Origin of the sequence: Alcanivorax sp. UBA3183 (genome assembly GCF_002364155.1) — a bacterium.
In the GTDB taxonomy this organism is placed as follows: Bacteria; Pseudomonadota; Gammaproteobacteria; order Pseudomonadales; family Alcanivoracaceae; genus Alcanivorax; species Alcanivorax jadensis.
This window is the reverse complement of sequence record NZ_DEXN01000017.1, coordinates 71,641-94,712: the sequence shown is the minus strand read 5'-3', so window position 1 is coordinate 94,712 and position 23,072 is coordinate 71,641. Positions and strand designations below refer to the sequence as shown.

At 58.7% G+C, this 23,072-nt stretch carries 22 protein-coding genes; 16 read left to right on the top strand and 6 right to left on the bottom strand.

Annotated elements, in window-relative coordinates; genetic code table 11:
- Positions 1-108: 108 nt before the first annotated feature.
- The 3 genes from hisD (at position 109) to B3Q33_RS07850 (ending at position 4,624) form a co-directional block, all read left to right on the top strand.
- Positions 109-1,407: a histidinol dehydrogenase gene (hisD, locus tag B3Q33_RS07860; RefSeq protein ID WP_272961594.1), complete on the top strand. Its 1,299-nt coding sequence runs from the start codon at positions 109-111 to the stop codon at positions 1,405-1,407.
- 170 nt (positions 1,408-1,577) lie between these two features.
- Positions 1,578-2,666: a histidinol-phosphate transaminase gene (gene hisC, locus B3Q33_RS07855; RefSeq protein WP_272961593.1), complete on the top strand. Its 1,089-nt coding sequence runs from the start codon at positions 1,578-1,580 to the stop codon at positions 2,664-2,666.
- 362 nt (positions 2,667-3,028) lie between these two features.
- Entirely contained in the window at positions 3,029-4,624 is a 1,596-nt protein-coding gene (locus B3Q33_RS07850) for a DUF4139 domain-containing protein (protein WP_272961592.1), read from the top strand.
- 175 nt (positions 4,625-4,799) lie between these two features.
- On the opposite strand, the gene B3Q33_RS07845 is transcribed toward B3Q33_RS07850, so the two are convergent.
- Entirely contained in the window at positions 4,800-5,912 is a 1,113-nt protein-coding gene (locus B3Q33_RS07845) for a S1C family serine protease (protein WP_035248071.1), read from the bottom strand.
- 123 nt (positions 5,913-6,035) lie between these two features.
- Between B3Q33_RS07845 and B3Q33_RS07840 the strand changes: the two genes are divergently transcribed.
- Positions 6,036-6,791, top strand: a complete 756-nt coding sequence (locus B3Q33_RS07840) for a Nif3-like dinuclear metal center hexameric protein (RefSeq protein ID WP_035248069.1) — start codon at positions 6,036-6,038, stop codon at positions 6,789-6,791.
- A 28-nt stretch (positions 6,792-6,819) separates the two neighbouring features.
- Positions 6,820-7,692, top strand: a complete 873-nt coding sequence (locus B3Q33_RS07835; protein WP_035248066.1) for a diacylglycerol/lipid kinase family protein — start codon at positions 6,820-6,822, stop codon at positions 7,690-7,692.
- A 293-nt stretch (positions 7,693-7,985) separates the two neighbouring features.
- On the opposite strand, the gene B3Q33_RS07830 is transcribed toward B3Q33_RS07835, so the two are convergent.
- Entirely contained in the window at positions 7,986-8,516 is a 531-nt protein-coding gene (locus tag B3Q33_RS07830; protein WP_035248065.1) for a YhcB family protein, read from the bottom strand.
- A 435-nt stretch (positions 8,517-8,951) separates the two neighbouring features.
- Here B3Q33_RS07830 and B3Q33_RS07825 point away from each other — a divergent pair, with 435 nt between their 5' ends.
- The 4 genes from B3Q33_RS07825 (at position 8,952) to B3Q33_RS07810 (ending at position 13,515) form a co-directional block, all read left to right on the top strand.
- Complete coding sequence (locus B3Q33_RS07825; protein ID WP_272961590.1) at positions 8,952-9,587, top strand: alpha/beta hydrolase; 636 nt, start codon at positions 8,952-8,954, stop codon at positions 9,585-9,587.
- Between the two features lie 64 nt (positions 9,588-9,651).
- Positions 9,652-10,734, top strand: a complete 1,083-nt coding sequence (gene zapE, locus B3Q33_RS07820) for a cell division protein ZapE (RefSeq protein ID WP_035248061.1) — start codon at positions 9,652-9,654, stop codon at positions 10,732-10,734.
- A gap of 158 nt (positions 10,735-10,892) precedes the next feature.
- Positions 10,893-12,038: an acyl-CoA dehydrogenase family protein gene (locus B3Q33_RS07815; RefSeq protein ID WP_035248235.1), complete on the top strand. Its 1,146-nt coding sequence runs from the start codon at positions 10,893-10,895 to the stop codon at positions 12,036-12,038.
- A 187-nt stretch (positions 12,039-12,225) separates the two neighbouring features.
- Positions 12,226-13,515: an OmpP1/FadL family transporter gene (locus B3Q33_RS07810; RefSeq protein WP_035248059.1), complete on the top strand. Its 1,290-nt coding sequence runs from the start codon at positions 12,226-12,228 to the stop codon at positions 13,513-13,515.
- Between the two features lie 175 nt (positions 13,516-13,690).
- Here B3Q33_RS07810 and B3Q33_RS07805 read toward each other — a convergent pair whose 3' ends face one another.
- The 4 genes from B3Q33_RS07805 to B3Q33_RS07790 all read right to left on the bottom strand — a co-directional run bounded on the left by B3Q33_RS07805 (position 13,691) and on the right by B3Q33_RS07790 (position 18,097).
- Positions 13,691-14,428, bottom strand: a complete 738-nt coding sequence (locus B3Q33_RS07805) for an SGNH/GDSL hydrolase family protein (protein ID WP_052042804.1) — start codon at positions 14,426-14,428, stop codon at positions 13,691-13,693.
- Between the two features lie 3 nt (positions 14,429-14,431).
- Entirely contained in the window at positions 14,432-16,057 is a 1,626-nt protein-coding gene (locus B3Q33_RS07800) for a phytoene desaturase family protein (protein WP_035248057.1), read from the bottom strand.
- Positions 16,054-16,665, bottom strand: a complete 612-nt coding sequence (locus B3Q33_RS07795) for a TetR/AcrR family transcriptional regulator (protein WP_272961589.1) — start codon at positions 16,663-16,665, stop codon at positions 16,054-16,056. The genes B3Q33_RS07800 and B3Q33_RS07795 overlap by 4 nt, the downstream gene beginning before the upstream one ends.
- A gap of 394 nt (positions 16,666-17,059) precedes the next feature.
- Entirely contained in the window at positions 17,060-18,097 is a 1,038-nt protein-coding gene (locus tag B3Q33_RS07790; protein ID WP_272961588.1) for an aldo/keto reductase, read from the bottom strand.
- 246 nt (positions 18,098-18,343) lie between these two features.
- Between B3Q33_RS07790 and rplM the strand changes: the two genes are divergently transcribed.
- The 7 genes from rplM to B3Q33_RS07755 all read left to right on the top strand — a co-directional run bounded on the left by rplM (position 18,344) and on the right by B3Q33_RS07755 (position 23,047).
- Complete coding sequence (gene rplM / locus B3Q33_RS07785) at positions 18,344-18,772, top strand: 50S ribosomal protein L13 (protein WP_035248051.1); 429 nt, start codon at positions 18,344-18,346, stop codon at positions 18,770-18,772.
- An 11-nt stretch (positions 18,773-18,783) separates the two neighbouring features.
- The gene (gene rpsI / locus B3Q33_RS07780) at positions 18,784-19,179 is read left to right on the top strand and encodes a 30S ribosomal protein S9 (protein WP_035248049.1); all 396 of its coding nucleotides are present in this window, start codon (positions 18,784-18,786) and stop codon (positions 19,177-19,179) included.
- A 212-nt stretch (positions 19,180-19,391) separates the two neighbouring features.
- Entirely contained in the window at positions 19,392-19,979 is a 588-nt protein-coding gene (gene petA, locus B3Q33_RS07775) for a ubiquinol-cytochrome c reductase iron-sulfur subunit (RefSeq protein WP_272961587.1), read from the top strand.
- A 5-nt stretch (positions 19,980-19,984) separates the two neighbouring features.
- Complete coding sequence (locus B3Q33_RS07770) at positions 19,985-21,259, top strand: cytochrome b (protein ID WP_232222081.1); 1,275 nt, start codon at positions 19,985-19,987, stop codon at positions 21,257-21,259.
- Positions 21,259-21,915 carry a cytochrome c1 gene (locus tag B3Q33_RS07765; protein WP_035248045.1) on the top strand — a complete coding sequence of 219 codons (657 nt, stop codon included), beginning with the start codon at positions 21,259-21,261 and terminating at the stop codon, positions 21,913-21,915. The genes B3Q33_RS07770 and B3Q33_RS07765 overlap by 1 nt, the downstream gene beginning before the upstream one ends.
- A gap of 92 nt (positions 21,916-22,007) precedes the next feature.
- Entirely contained in the window at positions 22,008-22,646 is a 639-nt protein-coding gene (gene sspA, locus B3Q33_RS07760; protein WP_035248043.1) for a stringent starvation protein SspA, read from the top strand.
- A 2-nt stretch (positions 22,647-22,648) separates the two neighbouring features.
- Complete coding sequence (locus tag B3Q33_RS07755) at positions 22,649-23,047, top strand: ClpXP protease specificity-enhancing factor (protein WP_035248041.1); 399 nt, start codon at positions 22,649-22,651, stop codon at positions 23,045-23,047.
- Positions 23,048-23,072 lie beyond the last annotated feature (25 nt).

Genomic DNA, 23,072 nt, shown 5'->3' with positions numbered 1-23,072 from the left:
TGAGCTTTCAGATCGTCAAGACATTGAGCGCTCCGTTATCAATTATCCATTCTCAATTATCAATTGCTTCCCCCCTAACAGATTGTGACTTTGACTACGGTGCCAACCATGGAAACCACCTGGCTTAACGCCAAAGACGCGGATTTCGATGCCAAGCTGGCCGCCCTTACCGCCTGGTCCGAAGAGCGAGACGAGGAAGTGGCGGATCGGGTGCGCGGCATTCTTCGTGATGTGGCCAAACGCGGCGATGCGGCGCTGGTGGAATACACCAACCGCTTTGACCGCCGTGACGTGGCCGGCATGGATGAGCTGGTGGTGGGGCATGATCAATTGCAGGCGGCACTGGATCGTATTCCCGCCGAACAGCGCCAGGCGCTGGAAGCGGCCGCCGAACGGGTGCGTCGCTATCATGAAAAGCAGAAGCAGGATTCCTGGCAGTACCGGGAAGCGGATGGCACTTTATTGGGCCAACAGGTGACGCCGCTGGATCGGGCCGGTATCTATGTGCCCGGCGGCAAGGCTGCCTACCCGAGCTCGGTGCTGATGAATGCCCTGCCGGCCAAGGTGGCCGGCGTCGGTGAAATCATCATGGTGTCTCCGGCCCCTGATGGTGAAATCAATGACATGGTGCTGGCGGCGGCGGCTATTGCCGGGGTGGACATGCTGTTCACTCTTGGCGGTGCCCAGGCGGTGGCGGCGCTGGCCTACGGCAGCGACACTGTCCCTGCCGTGGACAAGATCGTGGGTCCCGGCAACATCTATGTGGCGGAAGCCAAGCGTCAGGTGTTCGGCAAGGTGGGCATCGACATGATCGCCGGCCCGTCGGAAATTCTGGTGGTATGCGACGGCAAGACCGACCCGGACTGGATCGCCATGGATCTGTTTTCCCAGGCAGAGCATGACGAGGAAGCCCAGGCCATTCTGGTCAGCCCCGATGGCGACTTCCTGCAGCAGGTGGCCGAGTCCATGGAAAAACTGGCGGTGACCCTGGAGCGGGAAACCATCATCCGCACGTCCATGAAAAACCGCGGGGCCATGATTCAGGTGCAGGATCTGCAGCAGGCCATCGCCCTGGCCAATACCATCGCCTCCGAGCACCTGGAGTTGTCCATCGACGACGCGGAACAGTGGGCAAAGCAGATTCGTCATGCCGGCGCCATCTTCCTGGGCCGTCACACGCCGGAAGCTCTGGGTGATTACTGCGCGGGCCCCAACCACGTGTTGCCCACCAGTGCGACGGCACGGTTTTCTTCACCCCTGGGTGTCTATGATTTCCAGAAGCGCAGCTCGCTGATCGGCTGCTCCCCGGAGGGTGCCAGTGAACTGGCGAAAATCGCCTCACCCCTGGCCCGCGGCGAAAGCCTCACCGCCCACGCGCGCAGTGCCGAGTATCGGATCAAGAAATAATTGTTCACCACAGAGGGCACAGAGTAAAAAACCGTGCTCTTGTGTGAAGTCGTGAAGAGCCTGTGATGTGTAGGGTGCGCTCAGCTTAGCGAACAGCAATCTACGTGGGGCCGTCTTTTCCTCAGTGAACTCTGTGCCCTCTGTGGTAAAAATATTTTGGTTGAAGATCTATGAGCAAGTACTGGAGCGATTTCGTTCACCACCTGGAACCCTACGTCCCCGGCGAGCAGCCGAAGATAGAGAGGTTGGTGAAGCTGAACACCAACGAGCATCCGCTGGGCCCCTCGCCCAAGGTGATCGAGGTGATTCGTGCGGGGGCGGACGAGCGACTGCGCTTGTACCCGGACCCGGACAGCAGCCAGCTCAAGCAAGCCATTGCCGATTACTATTCTGGTAAAGGCCATGACATCAAACGCTCCCAGGTATTTGTCGGCAACGGTTCCGATGAAGTGCTGGCGCATCTGTTCATGGGCTTTTTCAAACAGGATGAACCGCTCCTTTTTCCGGATATCACCTACAGCTTTTATAAAGTGTACTGCGGGCTTTATCAGATCGACTATCAGGCGGTACCGCTCAATGCCGAGCTGGCCATTGATGTCGGAGACTATCTTGATGGAGAAAAGCCGCGTCCCAACGGCGGGATTATTTTCCCCAATCCCAACGCCCCCACCGGCAGGTTGTTACCACTGAGTGAGATTGAGCGTCTGCTGCAAGCCAATACCGAGTCATTGGTGGTGATTGATGAGGCTTATATTGATTTCGGCGGCGACACGGCCATTAGCCTGGTCAATCGCTACCCGAACCTGCTGGTCACCCAGACCCTGTCCAAGTCTCGTTCCCTGGCCGGTTTGCGCATCGGTCTGGCGGTGGGCGACGAAGCACTGATCGATGGCCTCAACCGCATCAAAGACAGCTTCAATTCCTATCCGCTGGACCAGCTGGCCATTGCCGCTGGCGCTGCGGCGTTTGAGGACCAGGAATGGTTCGCACAGGGCTGTGAGCTGGTAATCAGTCAGCGGGATTGGCTCAATGAAAAACTGGCGGCACGGGGCTTCGAGAGTCTGCCGTCAGCGGCGAACTTCCTGTTCACCTTTCACCCGCAACACAGTGGTTCCTCCCTGGCTCAGGGCCTGCGAGAGCAGGGCATCATCTTGCGTCACTTCGGTAAACCCGAGCGCATTGCTGATTACCTGCGAATTACTGTTGGTACGGTAGAGCAGAATCAGGCCTTGATTGAGGCGCTGGACACGCTGCTCTGATTCCCGCTGCGGAAAAATCTTTTTTCACCACAGAGGGCGCCGAGCACACAGAGAAAAAGGCTGGCTCGGTAACCTGTGGTGAAAGCCTTTCGTGTAGGAACGTCGCTGGCGGCGCGATTCTGCCGTTGATAAAACATCCATTGCAGAATGCGTAGGGTCCAGTTCGCCTTAGGCTCAGTGCACCCTACGCGGGCCGCCCGGGTTTATCTTTTTCTCAGTGAGCTCTGTGTCCTCTGTGGTAAAAAAATCTTTTGCTACACAAGGAGAGAGATCGCGCCAACCAGCGCCGCAAGCGTCCCCGCTTGAACCTTTCCGCATCCCTGCGGTACTAACAGGTATCGCCCAACGGAAAGGCCCCGATAATGAAAAAAACCTTACTGCTTGCCTGCGCGCTGTTGCCGGCCCCTCTTTTTGCCGCCGATTTCACTGTTGCCGCCCCGGTGACCGATGCGGTGCTGTTTCCCGCCCAGGCCCACCTGACTCGCGCTCTCAGCCAGCCTCTGTCTGCCGGTGAACACCAATTGCTGGTCAGCGGCTTGCCGGAGCTGGATCTGGACAGCTTGCAGGTGGCAGTGGAAGGGGCTCAGTTGCTGGGTATGCGCCAGGGATTTGCCATCAATAAAGCCGATGTATCAGCCCGTCGCGCCGAGCTGGATACAGCCATCCGCGAGCTGGAGCATTCCATGGCTGCTGCCAAGGCGGCTGATGGCCTGGATCAGCAGCAGATCAATCATCTGCAATCCCTGATGGGGCAGGCTCCCCAGGGGCAGGCAGTGTTTGCCCAGGTGCCAGTGGAAAAGTGGTCCAGCGCCTGGGAATCCATCGGCAAGGCGGTGGAAAAACGTCAGACGGCCATCAATCAGCGGGCGGTGACGCGTCACGATCAGCAGCAGACACTGGATGCCCTGCGCCAAGAGCGCCAGCAACTGGGTCAGGGGCAGACGCGCAGTCGCGAGCTGGTTCTCACCGTCAGCACGGCCAAGCCTTCCACTGCGCGGGTTCAGCTGCAGTATTTTACCGGACAGGCCGGCTGGCAGAACCAGCTGCGCGTGGATATGAATAGCGGTAGTGAAACCGTGGCGGTAACCGGTATTGCCCTGATTCATAACCGCACCGGTGAAGATTGGCAGAATGTCAGCGCTACCCTGGGGCTGGTGCCCGCCGGCTACCGCCACTTGCCGGACCCGCAGCCCTGGATCTTACGTCTGGCAACGCCACAGCCGGAAATGCGCAAGCAATCATTGCGAGCGGTAATGGCCGAGCCTGCTGCCTATGAGGCGGACATGGCGAGCGGCAACAGCATGCCGATGGCGCCTCCTGTTGCGCACGGTTTCGATATGCGCGTGCCGCTCTCGGCGCCGCTGTCCCTGGCCAGTGGCGACGCCAGTGCTCGGGTACCCTATCAGCAGGCAGAACTGCCGGTGACGCTGAGCCGGGAAAGCTATCTTTGGCAGCAGCCTGCGGTGTTGCTGGTTGGGGAGTGGAAGAACACCAGCCCGCTGCCCTGGCTGGCGGGCAGCGTCACTTTGCTGCGCGATGGTCAGCGCCTGACCCGTTATCACCGCAGCGAGAGCATCAAGCAGGGCGAGCAGATAAAAATGAGCTTCGGTGATGACCCGCGCCTGCAGATCGATGTGGTCCGCGAGCCTTCCCGGGAAGGCGAGACCGGCCTGATCAGCAAGGAAAGCACTCTGTCGGCCCTGAAGAACATTACTCTCACCTCCCACTACGACAAGTCGATCACGGTAAACCTGCTGGACCGTTTGCCGGTGGCCGGCAACGATGACATTACCGTCACTGCCAAAGGCAAGCCCGCCGATGACCGCGATGTGGATGATGTGAAGGGCCTGCAACGCTGGCAATTCACCCTGCCCGCCGGCGGAGAGGAAAGCTTCAAGCAGGGCTTCGAGATTCGTTATCCGGCGGGGGAGAGTTTGAGTGGGGTGGAAGGGCTTTGAAAGGCAATTGATAGTTGATAATGGATAATTGATAACTGCGCGATCAAGCGCAGGAATAATCTGAAAGCAAAGAGGCCGCGCTCAAGTCATTGGACGCGGCCTCTTTGCTTTCAGGATAACCGCGAGACAGGCTCGCGACGTTATCAATTATCCATTATCAACTATCAATTAACCCTCATTCCGTTTCCGCCGGCGGCCGTGTACCAATGACCACATCCACGGTCAGGGGCTGGCGATTGCGGACGATGTTGAGGCTGACTTTCTCGTCCGGTTTCATGCCGGCGATGCGGTTCATGGCTTCGTAGCCGTCGGCCATGGCGATGTCGTTGATGCCCACCAGCACATCGCCGGGTTGCAGGCCGCCCTTGTGGGCGGGGCTGTCGATGACCACTTCGGTGATCACGCCGCCACGGACCTGATCCATGCCGAAAGTTTCGGCCAGGGATGGGGTAATATCCTGCACGGTGACGCCCAGGTAACCGCGAATTACCCGGCCATGGTCGATCAGGTCGCGCATCACTTCCCGGGCAATGGAGGCCGGGGTGGCGAAGCCGATGCCCTGCCAGCTGCCATCCGCCGAGAGAATAGCGGTGTTGATGCCGATCAGATGGCCGCGGGTATCAATCAGGGCGCCGCCGGAGTTGCCCCGGTTGATGGCCGCGTCGGTCTGGATGAAGTTTTCGAAGGTGGCAATGCCCAGATGGCTGCGCCCGGTGGCGCTGACAATGCCCATGGAGACGGTCTGGCCCACGCCTAGCGGGTTGCCGATGGCCAGCACCACATCACCTACCTGCACCGGGCCGTTGCCATTGAGTTCCACTTCCGGCAGGTCCTCCAGCGCCACATGGAGCAGGGCCAGATCGGTTTCCGGGTCAGTGCCGACTACCCGTGCCGGGGCGTCGCGACCATCGCGCAGGGCTACCAGGATTTCGTCCGCATCGCGGATTACGTGATAACTGGTGAGGATGTAGCCTTTGTCGTCCACGATTACCCCGGAGCCCAGGCTGTTCAGTGCCCGTTCCCGGCGGGGTTCTTCCATGAAGCGGTTGAATAGGGGGTCTTCCGGCACATCCTCGCTGGCGAGAATCTGGGTCGTGAAGATATTGACCACCGCCGGGGCGGCGTGGTTGACCGCGCCGGCATAGCTGGCGGTGCCGCTGTCATAGCGACCGGGTCGGGCATTGGGGCCCCACTCGTACCACCACAGCACAGCCAGGCCCACGGCCAGGCCCGCCAGGATCGGTCCGGCAAAAAAACGAAAGGCTCTGATCACCGACAATGCCCCCATGCGCTCGCTTTGGCCCGTGCTATTGCCTTGCGCAGCCGACGAGACGGGGTGCGAACGAGACAAGCGCGGGTCTGGATAGGTAAACTGCGCGCAATATTATCAGATCATTGCCCGGTAGGTGTCATGCTCAAGCGCGATTACATGCTGACCTTGCTCGACCAGGAGCTGGCTGCGGATCACTTTCAGGATTACTGTCCCAATGGATTGCAGGTGGAAGGCCGCGAGCAGATCCGGCGGGTGGTCAGCGGGGTTACCGCCTGCCAGGCCTTGATCGATGCAGCAATCGTGGAAGACGCGGATGCCATCCTGGTCCACCATGGCTACTTCTGGAAGGGCGAAAACCAGCGGGTGCGGGGCATGAAAAAGCAGCGCCTGCAGACTCTGTTACGTCACGATATCAACCTGTTTGCCTATCATCTTCCTCTGGATGCGCACCCGACTCTGGGTAATAACGCCCAGCTCGCCCGGCGTCTGGGTTTCAGTGTGGAAGGGGGGCTGGACGATTCGCCGCGCCCCATCGGCAATGTGGGGCGGCTGGACAGCCCCATGTCTGCGGCGGAGTTCGCCGCCCACGCGGAAGCGGTGCTGGGTCGGACCCCGCTGCATGTGGGGGATCCGGGCGACGAAATAGAAACCATCGGCTGGTGCACCGGCGGTGCCCAGGGCTTTATCGACAAGGCCCAGACCCGGGGTGTGGACGCCTATCTGAGTGGTGAGATTTCCGAACCCACCACCCACTTTGCCCGGGAAACCGGCATGCATTATTTCGCCTGTGGTCATCATGCCACCGAACGCTACGGGGTCCAGGCCCTGGGGCAATGGCTCAATGAGCGGTTCGGTGTGGAACATATCTTTATCGATATCGATAATCCGGCCTGAAACAGGTTCTGAGGAACACCCTGATCCCATGAAGATTACTGTTGTATATAACCCGACCGCCGGTGGTGGTCGGGAGAAGCTGCTTTGCCGCTTTGTGGCCGAACTGGAAAAACAGGGCGCCCGGGTGCGCCTTTACCACACCCGTGGGCCGGGTGATGCCACCGAGTACCTGCAGGGCCTGGAAGATCAGGGCGACTGTGTGGTGGCGGTGGGCGGTGACGGCACCACCAACGAAGTCCTCAATGGTTTGGCTCCCGGTGTGGCCCTGGGCGTCTTTGCCACTGGCACTGCCAATGTGCTGGCAAAAGAGCTGCAGTTGCCCAGAACGCCGGAGCTGGCGGCTCAGATCGTGGTCAATGGCAAGAATGTGCCGGTGACGCCGGCCCGGCTCAACGGCCGGCGCTTTATCATGATGTGTGGCATCGGCTATGACGCCTGGGTGGTGAACGGGGTGAATCTGGCGGTGAAGGAGCGCTTCGGCAAACTGGCCTATGTGCAGTCCATGCTCGCGCAGATCCGCCGTTACGGTCAGCGTCATTACCGGGTCATGGTGGATGGCCGTCCGCTGGACTGTTTCTCCGCCATTGTCACCAATGGTCGCCATTACGGCGGCAGCTTTGTGCTCAGCCGGGAAGCCAACATCCTGCGGCCCCAGGTACAGGTGCTGTTGTTCCAGAAGCCGGGAGTCAGTTTCTTGCTGCGTTGCCTGGCTGCGCTGTTGCTGGGGCGTATGGAGCGGGTCGACGGCGTTGCCAGCCTACGGGCCCAGCGGGTGGAGATCCGCTGTGAGGGCGCCGATGAGCCGATCCAGGCCGATGGCGACCCGGCCGGCCAACTGCCGGCGGAGATTGTGATGGAAGATGAGCCGGTACCCATGCGGGTGGCGGATACGTTCCAGTAATTCATGGCAAGGCGTCTTTGAATAACCCGGCTCCCAGGATCGCCATCGAAATCTGTGATGGTTCATTCCCTGCCGGATAATTGCAGCCGGGAAAGGTCCCGGGAGTGTTGGGCCGTTACTACTAGGCCTGACTACAGGGCCACGAGAAGTCAAAGCGGAACTGTCAGGCCACTCGGCCAGGAAATAAAAAAGCCCGCGAAAGCGGACTTTTTTTATTCGGCGACAAATGCAAAACAGGAACCGGTTGACGCGGTAAGGCGGTTGCATGACGCCTGTTGCGCTTCAGTTTCCTCTCATTTCTTCTCTTCCGGCGGGCAACCCTGTTCGTCACAGCCTTCCGCATAATCACGTGGCGGCTCGACGATGTTGTCAGGTACCGGGCTGTCTGCCACATCCACCGGTGTGAAAGGCCCGGTGGCTTTCTGTTGCAGGCCGAAATCCTCGGCGAGGGTGCCGCCCTTGGCGCTGGGGGCATAGTCCAGCGGCGGCGCCACCGGTTCATCGCTGCCTTTTTGCGGGGCGGAATCCAGGGATTTCGCCACCGCCCGTTTGCGACCCACTTCGGAGCACAGTGCCTGAGCGCCCTTGGAAAGATGTTCGTGGACAGAGCGATAGGCCTGCGTCATATCGTTGACCAGCTCTGCGGTGTGCAGGAAATGGTCATCCACCTGATCACGATAATGATTGAGGGCCTGGCGGGCCTCATCGCGATCACGGATCAACTGGCCGGCCTGACGCCGTGCCGGTAACAACCAGAACAGTAATCCTGCGCCCACTACCACGCCGGCGGCGAAGCACAGCACCCCAGTTGTCAGCATATCCATGGCATACTCCTTCTGAATTCCAGCTATTCCAGCACAGTGCCGGGCAGTCGCCAAGGGTTAGAGCCTATTCAGGGTCTCTTCACAACCGCGTTGCCGCTAAAAATGGTCCCAGGCAAGGCATGAACCGCAGGGCCTGACGGGTCAAGTTCAAGGTTCATAACACAGCATGGGGCCATTTTTAGCGGCAACCCGAAGGGCCGGGCCCCTTTTGCCGCCAGCCCGCGATGGCGCTTGTTCATGTAGAATGACTACACTACAAAATCGCCATCACGAGCTGGCAACAAAATTGACTCCGGCGCGGTTGTGAAGAGGCCATGAATAGGCTCCAAGGTGTAAGAGACTGTTGATACTCTTGAAGTCCTTGATGCGGCGTAAGGTTTTGCGTCCGGGTGCAGCAGCTGGTCGGCAGGGCAAGAAATGCGAGAGAGGTGAAATATGGCAGCACAACAGCGGCAAAGTCTCTCCGGGCCGGCGGGCAATCTTGAGGCCGTGGTGGAACAGGGTAGTGACACGCCCTCATTTGTCGCCATTGTCTGCCACCCGCACCCCCTGTTTGGTGGCACCATGGACAACAAGGTGGTGACCAGCCTGAGTCGCCTGGCCCGGGACCAGGGCGCGGTGGTGGTGCGTTTCAACTTCCGCGGCGTCGGCGAAAGCCAGGGGGCCTATAGCGACGGCATCGGCGAAACCGAAGATCTGCTGGCGATACACAGTTGGCTGACTCATACCTGGCCGGATCTGCCCCTGTGGCTTGCCGGTTTTTCCTTCGGCAGCTTCGTGGCCGCCCGCGGGGCGGAAATACTCAAGGCCAACGGTATGCCTGCCCGGGAGCTGTTGCTGGTAGCGCCGCCGGTACACCATTATCCCTTTGATGATATCGAGCAGACCGGTTGCCCGGTGACTGTGGTCCAGGGGGACGATGATGAAGTGGTCCCGGCGGAGCAGGTGTTTCGCTGGGCAGAAGCGACGCCGTTGGCGCCGGATTTAATCCGTTTCCCGGATTGCGGCCACTTCTTCCATGGCAAGCTGGTAGAGCTGAAGCAGGCCGCCGCCAGCCATTTGCCTGGCTGACAACCTTGTCAGTCCCCTTTGGCGACGCTACATTGCCCCGTCCGAGCAGCAGGCCCCGAGACCCATGACGCCTCTTGAGCAGTATAAAGCCGACCTTCAGCGCGAAGATTTCTTCCAGGACCCCGCCCAGGAAAGGGCGGTGGCAGAGCTGGATGAGCTCTATCACCGGTTGCTGGCAGAGCCCGTCGGTGGGGGCTTTCTGTCACGTTTCCGCAAGCCCCGTACCCTCACGGGGCTGTACATGTGGGGTGGCGTCGGCCGCGGCAAGACCTACCTGATGGACGTGTTCTTCCAGGCGTTGCCGTTCAAGGAAAAACGCCGCATGCACTTTCACCGTTTCATGCAGAAGGTGCATCGGGAAATGCGTGAGCGCCAGGGGGAAAAGAATCCGCTGGTCAGCATCGCCCGGAAATTTGCCAGTCAGGCCCGGGTGCTGTGTTTTGATGAGTTCTTCGTCACTGACATCACCGATGCCATGATCCTGGCCGGGCTGATGGGTGAGTTGTTTGCCAATGGCGTGACCCTGGTGGCGACGTCCAACATCGAGCCTGATGGCCTCTACAAGGATGGCCTGCAACGGGCGCGCTTCCTGCCGGCCATCGAGCTGCTCAAGGAATACACCAAGGTGCTCAACGTGGACGGCGGCAATGACTACCGTCTGCGGCTACTGGAGCAGGCCGAGTTGTACCATTGTCCGCTGGGCAAGGCTGCTGATGCGTTTCTCCGCGAACGGTTTCATACCCTGGAGCCGGATCATTCCCGCCACCGTGACCACGGCAATGTGCTGATCGAGGGGCGCAAGATCTCCTCGGTCATGTGTGCTGATGACGTGGTCTGGTTTGAATTCAAGGCTCTGTGTGATGGGCCGCGCAGCCAGACCGACTACATTGAAGTAGCGCGGGAGTTTCATACCGTGCTGGTCTCCAATGTGGAGCAGATGGGGGCCGGTAAGGATGATATGGCCCGGCGTTTTATCAATCTGGTGGATGAGTTCTACGATCGGGCCGTGAAGCTGGTGATTACCGCAGAAGTGCCCATCGAAGACATCTATGCCGGTGGCCGTCTGGATTTCGAATTCGAGCGAACCCGCTCCCGCCTTCAGGAAATGCAGTCCTCCGAATATCTGGGCCTCGAGCACCGGGCCTGAGACCGTTTTCGTCATTGGCCGGAATTGTCATCGCTGCCCAGCGTTGAACATTTCGGTCATTGCCCGCTGGCAGGCTAAATGCACAGAATGTGGCATTCTTTGCCCCGGCCGAGCCCGGTATCGGGGCCACCCCTGATAACCTGATACCGGAGAGCATGATGATTCCCCGTACGTTGTTCAGTTCCGACCATGAAACCTTCCGCGATACCGTGCGCAAATTCCTCGAAAACGAGGCGGTGCCGCATCATGAAGAATGGGAGCAAACCGGTGTTGTGCCGAAAGACGTCTGGCTGAAGGCGGGTGAGCAGGGCTTCCTGTGCCCCATGGTCGAAGAAGAGTACGGCGGTATCGGTGCCGACTTTCTCTACAGTGTGGTGATTGGTGAGGAAGTGTCCCGCCTGGGCCTGACCGGTATCGGTTGGGGCCTGCATACGGAAATCGTGGCCCCCTACATCGAGCACAATGGCTCCGAAGCCCTGAAGCAGAAATACCTGCCGAAAATGGTGACCGGTGAAGTGATTGGTGCCATCGCCATGACAGAACCGGGTGCCGGCTCAGATCTGCAGGGCGTGAAGACGTCTGCCGTGAAAGAGGGCGATCACTACATCCTCAACGGTTCCAAAACCTTTATTACCAACGGCCAGAATGCGGATATCGTCATCGTCGTGGCGAAAACCGATCCGTCCAAAGGTGCCAAGGGCATCAGCCTGTTTGTGGTAGAAACCGACTCTGAAGGCTTTGAGAAGGGCACCAACCTGAAGAAAGTGGGCATGAAAGCCCAGGATACCTCCGAGCTGTTCTTCCAGGACGTGAAAGTGCCGGCGGAGAATCTGCTTGGCGAAGAAGGCATGGGCTTTGTCTACCTGATGCAGGAACTGCCGCAGGAGCGTCTGGGGATTGCCATCGGTGGTCTGGCCATGGCGGAATCCGCTCTGGAACACACCATCAATTATGTGAAAGAGCGCAAAGCGTTTGGCAAGCCGGTTGCCGCCTTCCAGAACACCCAGTTCAAGATTGCCGAAATGCACACCAAGCTGGAAGTGGCCCGCGCCTACGTGGATCGCTGCCTGGAGCTGCATCTGAAAAAAGAACTGGATATCCCCACCGCTGCGGCGGCCAAATATTACATCACCGATTTGCAGTGCGAAGTGATCGATGAGTGCGTGCAGTTGCATGGTGGTTACGGCTATATGTGGGAGTATCCGGTGGCGCGCATGTTTGCCGATTCCCGCGTACAACGTATTTATGGTGGCACCAATGAAATCATGAAAACGATTATTGCCAAGGCAGTTCTGGCTGACTGAAGCCGGTGGCATGATCGCAAATAAAAAAAGGCAGCATTCGCTGCCTTTTTTTTATTTTCTCTTTCTAATACGAAAGGCTGAGTGAACGGGATTCCTTGCGTGTATCGCGGCCTATTGTGTATAAGTGGATTGCTGTTCTTTTAATCATTTCGACAGCATTACTTTGCGAGGAAGAGGGAGAGAAATCATGAAAAAAACAGGTGCCGTTCTTGTCGGTTCCGCATTGAGCCTGGTTGCCGGGCACGCGGCGGCAAGTGGCTTTTCCGTGTCCTATCAATCCGTGTCCGCTCTGGGTACCGCCTATGCCGGTGCCGGTGTGTTGAGCGAGAACGCCTCTAACCAATGGTACAACCCGGCTACCCTGGCAGGGCTGAAGCAGGCAGAGCTTTCTGCTGCAGCTCATCAGGTGTGGGTCGATACGACGTTCGAAGCTGATAATGACGGCAGCTTTGCAGGTTTGATTCCCCAGTCAGGCGTTGGACCTGGTGATTTCGAAGACGTGGAGCCTTTCGTTGGTAGTCTTTTCCTGGCTGTCCCGCTCAGCGACATGATGACTTTCGGTTTGGGCGTGAATGCGCCGTTTGGAACCAAAATCGAGTACGAGAAAAACTGGGGTAATAGTTATCTGACGCCTCTGGGCCCCATTACTGCTGGGGACTTGTACTCAACAGAATCAGACCTTAGAACGTATAATATTAATCCGTCACTTGGTGTTCAGCTGACTGACTCTCTGAGTGTAGGGCTGGGCCTGAGTTACCAGCGACTGGATGCGGATATTCGCAACGCCGCGACTCGTCTTGAAGGTGATGATGATAGCTACGGCTGGAATCTTGGGCTGACTTACAGCCCGGATGACAATAACCACTTTGGTGTCGCCTATCGTTCCAAAATTGAATATGACGTGGAAGGCGATATCACTTTCAGTCAGCTCGGTGCTAACTTGACCAATTTCCAGGCAGGTGCGCCAGTTGTCGCGGCTGGAACCTATGAAGGCGAGGCTTCCATTGATTTGCCGGCATCGCTGCAACTGTCCTATGCGGGTGACCTCTCTGATCGCACTCAGATCCTGATGGGTGTTGAATGGATGGAGTGGAGCAGCCTGGACAAGTTGGAGGTAGAGAGCGATCAGCTTGCGTTCAACCCGACCGAAAATTTCGACTGGGAAAACACCGTGCGCTACTCCCTTGGCGTCCGTCATGCCATGAATGAAACTACCGTGCTGCGTGCCGGTGTGGCGAAGGAAGAATCCACTCAGGGCACTGATAATCGCTCGGCGATCTCTCCGGATTCCGACCGCGTTTGGCTGACTCTGGGCGCTGGTTTCACCCCGGTGGAGAACATGACCATCGACGTGGGTTATGCGCATATCTTTGTGGAAGATGCGGATATCAACCGAGCGGATAAAGGCGCTCAGTTGAAAGGTACCTATGAACTGGATGCGGATGTGATTGGCGCGCAGCTTAGCTACCGCTTCTAATCCCTTGCTACGTTCCAGCAAAAAAGGCCCTGCTTGCAGGGCCTTTTTTTATGTTTGCTATGCACTCGGGTAAGGGCGGTAAAACCTTCCCGACAATGTAGGGTGAATTAGCCGCAGGCGTAATCCTCCATGTTTGAATTCCGTACCGTGGCTGCCGAGAGAAGGTGGATTACGCTCAGGCTAATCCACCCTGCGTTTCCTTCGATCTCAGCAGTGTTGCGGTCAGGGCCGGCGCCAGCGCGGTAGCCATGGCCTGATACCCCTTGATGCTCGGGTGGTAGCCGTCTTCGGCCAGCAGGGCCGGGTCGTTCATTGGCGGATAGCTCAGATAGATAAAGTCAGCGGGCCGCTCCCGCGCCAGTTGCTGCTGGATGGCATCCAGTTGTCTGGCCCGCCAGCCCAGCAGCTGGCGCAGGGGCGAGGGCAGGGCGGTAAAGCGGTGCATGGGCGGTACGCTAAGCAGGTACAGGGGGCCTGGCAGTCGGGCGTTCAGGGCCAGCAACTGTTGACGGTAACGGCGCCTGGGTGTCAGCCCGGTGGTGTCATTGACTCCCATGCTCAGCAGAATGGCGTCCGCCTCCGGTAGCTCGATGGTTTTCAGGTTGTCCAGCAGGGCCTGCAGGCGGATACCGTTAATGCCATGGCTGTGCCAGCCAATGGTGTGAAGGCTTTGCTGCTGTAGCTGCCGGGCCAGTTGGCTGGCCAGGCCATCTTGATGATGCGCCACGCCCACCCCCGCAGCGGTGGACTCGCCGATCACCAGCAGTCGCCGTGTCGGCTCGCCGTCACCGTACTGGCCGTGTTGTGCACCGCCGGCTTCCGGCAGGCGCGGGGTGGTACGGCGGGTCCGTTTGCCCTGCCAGACCAGCAGCGGGGCAAGCAGGGCGGTGCTGAGCCAGAAGGGCAGGTGCATGGGCTATCCCACAAACATTTTCTTGGCCAGCGGCAGGCCTTTCAGGCCGCTGACAGCAACGGTGGTCAGCAGGCCGCCGATCATGGCGCCGACCACCCCGCAGGTCATGATGTCCTGGCCGGTCAGGTACAGGCCGGGGAGGCGGGTCTTGGGTTTCAGCCAGTCCTGTTCAAACCGTTGTGGAGTGTGGTCCAGCCCGTAGATTTCGCCTGTGCTGTAGCGGCAGAAATAGTCCGTGGACAGTGGCGTGGACAGTTCGTAGTAATCCACCTTGCCACGCAGGTGCGGCATTTTCTCATAGAGCTTTTCCAGCAGGCGCTGGGCATAGGCTTCCTTCTTCGCCTCGTAATCCTCGCCGCGTTTCCCCCAGGGTTGGTCCGCCCAGTCCTGATACCACTCGAATGGCCCCGGGGCCACGATCTCGATGGTGGCCCGGCCCGGGTAGCGCTCTGTGAAGCTGGGGTCCTTGGCGGAGGGAAAGGAAATATAGGTGAGCGGAATATCGTGGCTGTCCGGGGCGGCGAGAAAACTCTCAACCTGACCGCGGTAATCCGCGCCCGGGTAAATCCAGAAGTTGGTTTTCGGCAGCTTCAGGTTTTCCGCGGTGTCCTGCAGGCCGATATACAGGCAGACGCTGGCCATGGAGCGTTGCACCTGCCCCAGTTTGTTTTGATAGAAGGCTTTGTGAGGAGCGCTCTCCGGCAGCAATGGCCCAAAGGTGTTGAAAACGCCGGCGTTGCTGATCACGGCGGGGGCGTGGATGGCCTGGCCGTCGGCCATGCGCACGCCCACCGCCTTGCCATTGTCGATCAGGATTTCCTTCACGTCTGCATAGGTGAAGACTTCGCCACCACCTTGCTGGATCACCGGAATAATGGTCTTGGCCATTTCCGAGGCGCCGCCCACCGGGTAGTAGCCACCGTAGAGGTAATGCCGGGCGATCAGTGCGTGGATGATAAAGCTGGAGTCATCGGGCACCAGACCATTGTCGCCCCATTGGCCGGTGAGGGCGGCAATCAATTCCTGGTTGCCGGTGAGGGTTTCCAGTACTTCCCGGGTGGTGCGATTGAGAAAGTCGGGAGCCTTGCGGCGAGCAAGATGCCGGAACGGCCGGGCCAGCAGGTTCGGCAGTATCTTGGCCAGCGTCACCCCGGGCATGGCCTTGGCCACCTGGGAGAGGTAATCCAGATAGCTGTCGATGGCCTGCTCTTCGCCGGGAAACTGGGTTTTCAGTTCGTTGGCAAAGGCCTCGGGCCCGGCGACCAGATCGATCTGGCGATTGCCGATGAACAGGCGGTCGTAGTGATCGTCCATGGCCGCCCATTGCAGTTTGCTGTCGGTGACGTAATCGAACAGGCGGCGGGCCAGAGTGTGTTTGGCGCCCATATCGCCGATGTAGTGCACGCCCACATCCCATTCGTAGCCGTTGCGGTCATAGCTGTGGGTGAAACCGCCGGCGGTATAGTGCTGCTCCAGCACAATCACCTTCTTGCCCATTTTGCTCAGACAAGCGGCGGCGGTCAGGCCGCCGATACCGGAGCCGATGATGATGGCGTCATAGGGGCCATCGAGGCGATTGGCCCGATAACGTCGGCCAACGCGCAGGGTGCTCGGTGTGGGGCTGCTCATGGGGTGGGCTCCTTGTTGGAACGTTCAATGCTGCCGTCCAGCAGCAGGGCGGTGATGCCCGCTGCCAGTTGAGGTTCGTTGTCATGGCCGGGAAGGTGGCCGTCGATGGTCAGTTGCGACAGTCCGTGCACCAGGGACCAGGCGGCGGCGGTCAGCAGGGCCAGGGGCGCAGCTTTCAGGTAACCCCTTTGCTGGCCGTTTGCCACGGTGTCTTCCAGTACCTGGAATGCCGCCAGCCCGGCCTGATCCAGTCGCGGGTGGGCGCCACGCGGCAACACTCGCCCGCCGAACATGAGTCGGTACAGGTTGGGCTCCTCCCGGGCGAAGGCTACGTAGGCCAGGCCGATGCCGATCAGGGCGCTGCGGCTGTCTTGCTGGTCCACGGCCAGCAAATACTGACGCAGGGTCTGGAAACCGCTGATCGCCAGTTCGGCCAGCAGGCTTTCCCGGTCGGCATAGTGGCGATACAACGCCGGCGTGCTAACGCCGATCTGCCTGGCCAGGGCGCGCAGGCTGATAGCGCTGTCGCCCTGCTCACGAACAATGGCCAGGGCCTGCTCGTGGGCCTGCTGGTAAAGGTCGCCGTGGTGGTATGCCGTGCGTGCCATGGTTTCTCATTTGCCGAAGTTAACGCCGTTAACATTGACATGATCCTGATGGTATCGTCAACGGTTCTGTTCGGGGTGGCCGGTGGTTGCGGAGCTGTTGTAGGAACGGAGCGTAGCGGGGTAACGCACGTATTTCCGTGGGCCCGAAGGGTGAGCGAAGCGAATAACACCTCTGGAGGCGCGAACCACGCGCTAGCGTGGAAATCGCCCGCGGGCGATCAGGGGTTCAGCACTCGACAGGTTTCAGGAAGAACAGGGTTTTCGAAACCGTTGTCGCCTCGCTGCGCTCGGTTCGTCCCCAGGATGGGAACTCCTACCGTCGAGGCGGAGGTGTATTAAGGCCTTCAGGTTTGACGCGCTGCGCCCAGGTATTGGGCGCGGCGGGCTGTTGATATCAGGGCGCCGGGTAGGGGAAGCGGGTGTGGATGGCTTCCAGGGCTTTTTCCAGGTCCCGGTCCCAGGGCAGGTCCACGCTCTTCAGGTTTTCCTCCAGCTGGGAAAGGCTGGTGGCGCCGATGATATTGCTGGCCACAAAGGGGCGGGTAGTGACGAACTGCAATGCCAGTTGGGTCGGGCTCAGGCCGCGTTCCTCTGCCAGTTGGCAGTAGGCCTCGGTGGCTGCGCTGGCCTGGTCGTTGGTGTAGCGGCTGAACTGTTTCACCTCTGTCAGCCGGGCACCTTTGGGCCACTGGTTGTTGCGGTATTTGCCGGTCAGCATGCCAAAGGCCAGGGGCGAGTAGGCCAGCAGGTCGACGTGCTCGCGATGGGCGATTTCCGCCAGGCCTACTTCAAAACTGCGGTTAAGCAGGGAGTAGGGGTTCTGGATGCTGGCCGGCGGCGCCAAGCCGATCTTCTCGGCCTCACGCAGAAAGGTCATGGTGCCCCATGGCGTTTCATTGGACAGACCCCAGTGGCGGATCTTGCCGGCATCCACCAGTTCCTTGAGGGCGGCTACTGTGTCGCTGATGGCGATGCCGTCCTCGCCGTCGCGATGCTTGTAGCCCAGCCGGCCGAAATAGTTGGTGGTGCGCTCCGGCCAGTGCAGCTGATACAGGTCGATCACATCGGTCTGCAGGCGCTTGAGGCTGCCTTCTACCGCGCTTTGCAGGCTGGAGCGGTCGAAACGCGGACCGCCGCGAATGTGTTTTACATAGTCGCCAGGGCCGGCGGCCTTGGTGGCCAGGATGATCTTGTCGCGGTTACCGGTGCGCGCAAACCAGTCGCCAATGATGGTTTCGGTGCGGAATGAGGTGTCCGGGCTGGCTGGTACGGCGTACATCTCGGCGGTATCAAAAAAATTGATGCCGTGGTCCAGCGCCATATCCATCTGGGCATGGCCTTCCTCCGCCGTATTCTGGCTTCCCCAGGTCATGGTGCCCAGGCACAGGCTGCTGATTTTCAGGTCAGTGCGTCCAAGACGGCGGTATTCCATGGTGTACTCCTTGCAAAGGGGCCGGTAGGCACGGGTAGAATAGGCGCCAATCTCATCATGCTGCCTGTTGCGGCACAATGGTGGGAACTGACCTGCAGCCAGGCAGTAAACGACATGACAACAAAAGCCCCCGAACCGCTTGTGTTCTTTGGGGGGCTTGGGTAGAATTCGCGCTCTCTTGCCCGGCGGAACTGACGCCGGCGGGTGTTTGCTACCCGTAACATATTGAATTTAGGGCAGAATTCCATGAAGACCTACAGCGCAAAACCGGAAAGCGTAAAGCGCGACTGGTATGTGGTAGACGCCTCCGGCAAAACGCTGGGTCGGTTGGCGACCGAAGTCGCCAGCCGTCTGCGCGGTAAACACAAGCCGGAGTTTACTCCACACGTCGATACCGGTGATTACATCGTCGTAGTCAATGCCGATAAAGTGGCCGTTACCGGTAACAAGGCAAATGACAAGATGTACTACCGTCACACCGGTTACCCGGGTGGCCTGAAAGAAGCCAACTTCTCCACTCTGCAGGCCGAAAAGCCTGAAATGATCATTGAGAAGGCGGTGAAGGGCATGCTGCCGCGTAACCCTCTGGGTCGCGCCATGTTCCGCAAACTGAAAGTTTACGCCGGTACTGAGCATCCGCACACCGCTCAGCAGCCGCAGCAGCTGGAAATTTAAGGGGTTTATTGATGGCAACTGTAGAAACCAACTACGGAACCGGTCGCCGCAAGACCTCTTCCGCTCGCGTTTTTCTGCGTCCGGGTAGCGGCAAGATTTCTGTTAATGGCCGCCCGCTGGATGTTTACTTCGGTCGTAAAACCAACCAGATGGTAGTTCGTCAGCCGCTGGAACTGATCGAAGTGACCGACAAGTTTGATGTGCTGGTTACCGTAAGCGGTGGCGGCAACAACGGTCAGGCTGGCGCCATCCGTCACGGCATCACCCGTGCGCTGATGGAGTACGATGGTGAGCTGCGTGGTCAGCTGCGTCGTGCCGGTTACGTGACCCGTGATGCGCGTGAAGTTGAGCGTAAAAAAGTGGGTCTGCGCAAGGCGCGTCGTCGCCCGCAGTTCTCCAAGCGTTAAGCTTTACAACAGCTGTTCACAAAAAAGCCCAGCAATGCTGGGCTTTTTTGTGTTCAAATCAGGCGTTTAGCGACTCTGGCCGGGGAATAACCGGTTGTCAGGTGTGGGCTTTTTCTTTACCATTTGCGCCGCCTTACTCCGCCCGGAGCGCGAGGTAGTACCTCGAGTCTCGGACTATTCCCGAGCGTGGGATCTAAGGGGAGAATAACTGAATGAGCAACGACGGCGTTAATACCAGCCGCCGCACCTTCTTGATCGGCTTGACCTCGGCTATTGGTGCCGCAGGTGCAGTTGGCGCGGCTGTTCCTTTTGTGAAATCCTGGCAACCCAGTGCCAAAGCCAAGAATGCCGGTGCGCCGGTAACGGTGGATATTGGCAAACTGGAGCCCGGTCAGCGTGTGGTTGAGGAATGGCGAGGCCAGCCCGTGTGGGTGGTGCGTCGTACCGACGATATGCTGCAAACCTTGCCTCAGCTGGAAAGCAAGCTTAGTGACCCTGCGTCTGAAGCTGACCAGCAGCCTGCCTATGCGCAGAACGAGTGGCGCTCTATCAAGAAAGAGCTGCTGGTGCTGATTGGCACCTGTACCCATCTGGGGTGTTCGCCGTTGTATGAGGACGAGCCTACGGTGGAACTGGAGCACGGTGGTTTTTTCTGCCCCTGTCACGGTTCCAAGTTTGATCTGGCCGGTCGCGTCTACAAGGGCGTGCCCGCACCCACCAACCTGGTGGTGCCGCCGCACTCTTATCTGAGTGAAGGTGTCATCATTGTGGGTTCTGAAGAAGGGGAGACCGAGGCATGATGGGAATGGTGAATCGTGTTGTCGACTGGGTAGATGCCCGTCTGCCCGTGGTGGACGCTTACAAGCGCCACATGTCCGAATACTACGCCCCGAAGAACTTCAACTTCTGGTACTACTTCGGTGTGCTGTCCCTGGTGGTGCTGATCAACCAGCTGCTCACCGGTATCTGGCTGACCATGTTCTACTCCCCCAGCGAAGGTTTTGCCTCGGTGGAATACATCATGCGTGATGTGGAGTGGGGCTGGTTGATCCGTTACATGCACGCGGTAGGGGCGTCCGCCTTCTTCGCGGTGGTCTATATCCACATGTTCCGTGGTTTGATGTACGGCTCCTACAAGCCGCCGCGGGAACTGGTGTGGATCTTCGGTATGCTGATCTACCTGGCGCTGATGGCGGAAGGTTTCCTTGGCTATGTGCTGCCCTGGGGCAACATGTCCTATTGGGGCGCCCAGGTGATTATTTCCCTGGCCGGTGCTATTCCCTTTGATCTGTTGCCGTTTATCGATGCCGCTGAAGCGAAGGAAATCGGTGAAGGTCTGACGACCTGGGTACGTGGTGACTATCTGCTGTCCACTGCGACGGTGAACAAGTTCTTTGCCCTGCACGTGGTCGCGATTCCCATCGTGCTGCTGGCTCTGGTGGTACTGCACATCCTGGCGCTCCACGAAGTGGGCTCCAACAACCCGGATGGCGTGGAAATCAAGCAGAACAAGGACGAAAACGGTATCCCGGTAGATGGCATTCCGTTCCACCCCTACTACACCGTGAAGGACCTGCCCGGCGTGATCGTGTTCCTGATGATCTTTGCCGTGGTGATCTTCTTCTTCCCGGATGGCGGTGGCTACCTGCTGGAGAAGCCGAATTTCGAGCCGGCTAACCCGCTGAAGACGCCGGATCATATTGCACCGGTATGGTATTACGGTCCTTACTACGCGATGTTGCGTGCCGCGACCCTAGATATCATCATGCCTGCCAAGGCCTGGGGCCTGGTGGCTATGGGTGGTGCTATCGTGATCCTGTTCGTGATCCCCTGGCTGGATCGCCACCCGGTTCGCTCCATCCGCTATCGTGGCTGGTTGAGCAAGCTGTTCATGACGATCTTCGTGTTGGACTTCCTGATGCTGGGTTATTTTGGTACTCAGCCGGCGACTCCTGCTAAGACCATGATGGCTCAGTTCGGTACGATCTATTACTTCAGCTATTTCCTGTTGATCATGCCGTTTGTTCACAAATTCGAAAAATCCAAGCCGGTTCCGGAACGGGTAACGGGGGGTCACTGATGAAGAAATTAGCGGTCGTTCTTTTCAGCTGCCTGCCGTTGGTCGCCTTCGCGGCCGGTGGTGGCAAGAGTGAGTATGAAGTACCGGCACCGGTCAATCTGCAGGATAAAGTGAGCCTGCAGAATGGCGCCAAGCTGTTTGTAAACTACTGCATGGGCTGTCATGGTCTGCAGTATCAGCGCTACAGCCGACTGGCTGAAGATCTGGAAATTCCGGAAGAGCTGGTGCAGGAAAAACTGAATTTCACCACCGACAAGGTGGGTGATCAGATGCGTACAGCCATGGCATCGGAAGATGCCAAGGCCTGGTTCGGCAATGCGCCGCCGGATCTCACCATGGTGACCCGTTATCGTTCAGAGGATTGGGTGTATTCCTACCTGATCAACTTCTACGAAGACGAGTCTCGTCCCTTCGGTTACAACAACCGGGTGTTCGAGAACGTGGGCATGCCCCATGTGATGGCAAGCCTGGAAGAAGAGCTGAGCGAAGAGGAGTTCAAGCAGGAGATGGGTGATCTTACCAATTTCCTGGCTTACACCGCGGAGCCGGTTCGTCCCCTGCGTGAGCGTCTGGGTGTGTATGTATTGGTGTTCCTGGGCATTCTGCTTGTCCCGGCATACCTGCTCAAGAAGGAATACTGGAAAGACGTGCACTAACGATTAGTGCCCCTTTTCAGCGTTGAACAGGGTATCCGTGTAAGCGGTTACCCTGTTTCTGTTATAGCTATTTGTGCGGAGATGATTCGACCATGGGTGTGGTGACCAAGCGTTCTTCAATGACTTTCTTTTCTTCCCCGGAAGATCATTACAGCCATCGCGTACGTATCGTGCTGGCGGAAAAAGGGGTCACAGTCGATATCGTTGATGTGGACAATAACAGCAAGCCGGAAGATCTGGCGTCGCTGAACCCTTACAACGAAGTGCCTACCCTGGTGGACCGTGAACTGACCCTGTATCAGTCCACGGTCATCATGGAATACCTGGATGAGCGTTTCCCGCATCCGCCGTTGCTGCCGGTTTACCCGGTAGCCCGTGCCCACAGCCGTCTGCTGATCCATCGGGTCGAGCGTGACTGGTGTGGCCACGTTGATGCGATTCTGGCCGGTGAAGAAAAAGAGGCCAGCCTCAACAAGCGTCGCAAGGAACTGCGCGAAGCGATCATTGCCACTGCGCCGATCTTCAGCGAGCTGCCGTACTTCATGAGCGAAGAGTTCACTCTGGTGGACTGTGTGGTTGGCCCCATCCTGTGGCGGTTGCCGGCCCTGGGTATCGAGCTGCCGGCCAAGCAGGTCAAGCCGTTGCTGGATTATGCCGAGCGTCTGTTCGATCGTGATGCCTTCCAGGCCAGCCTGACCGATGCCGAGCGCGAACTGCGCAACCCGCTGTAATCATGTCTGATATGTCCCCCAATCGCCCGTATCTGATACGGGCGATCCACGAGTGGATCTGTGATAACGGCCTGACCACCCACCTGGCGGTGAATACCTCCTATCCCGGTGTGGAAGTGCCTCAGGACTTTGTTCAGGACGGTCAGATCGTCCTGAATATTGCGCCTAGGGCAGTGACGCAGTTTATTGCCGGCAATGACGAGATTACGTTCTCTGCTCGTTTCGGCGGCATGCCCATGACTATCCGGGTGCCGGTGAACGCGGTGGTAGCGGTCTTTGCCCGTGAAAACGGCCAGGGTATGGCCTTCGATCCGGCTGAGACGCCTCCCGAGCCGCCGCCCCCGGAACCGGAAAAGGACGACAGCAAGGGAAAGGTCAGCCATTTGAAAGTGGTGAAGTAAAAAAACCGGCGAAAGCCGGTTTTTT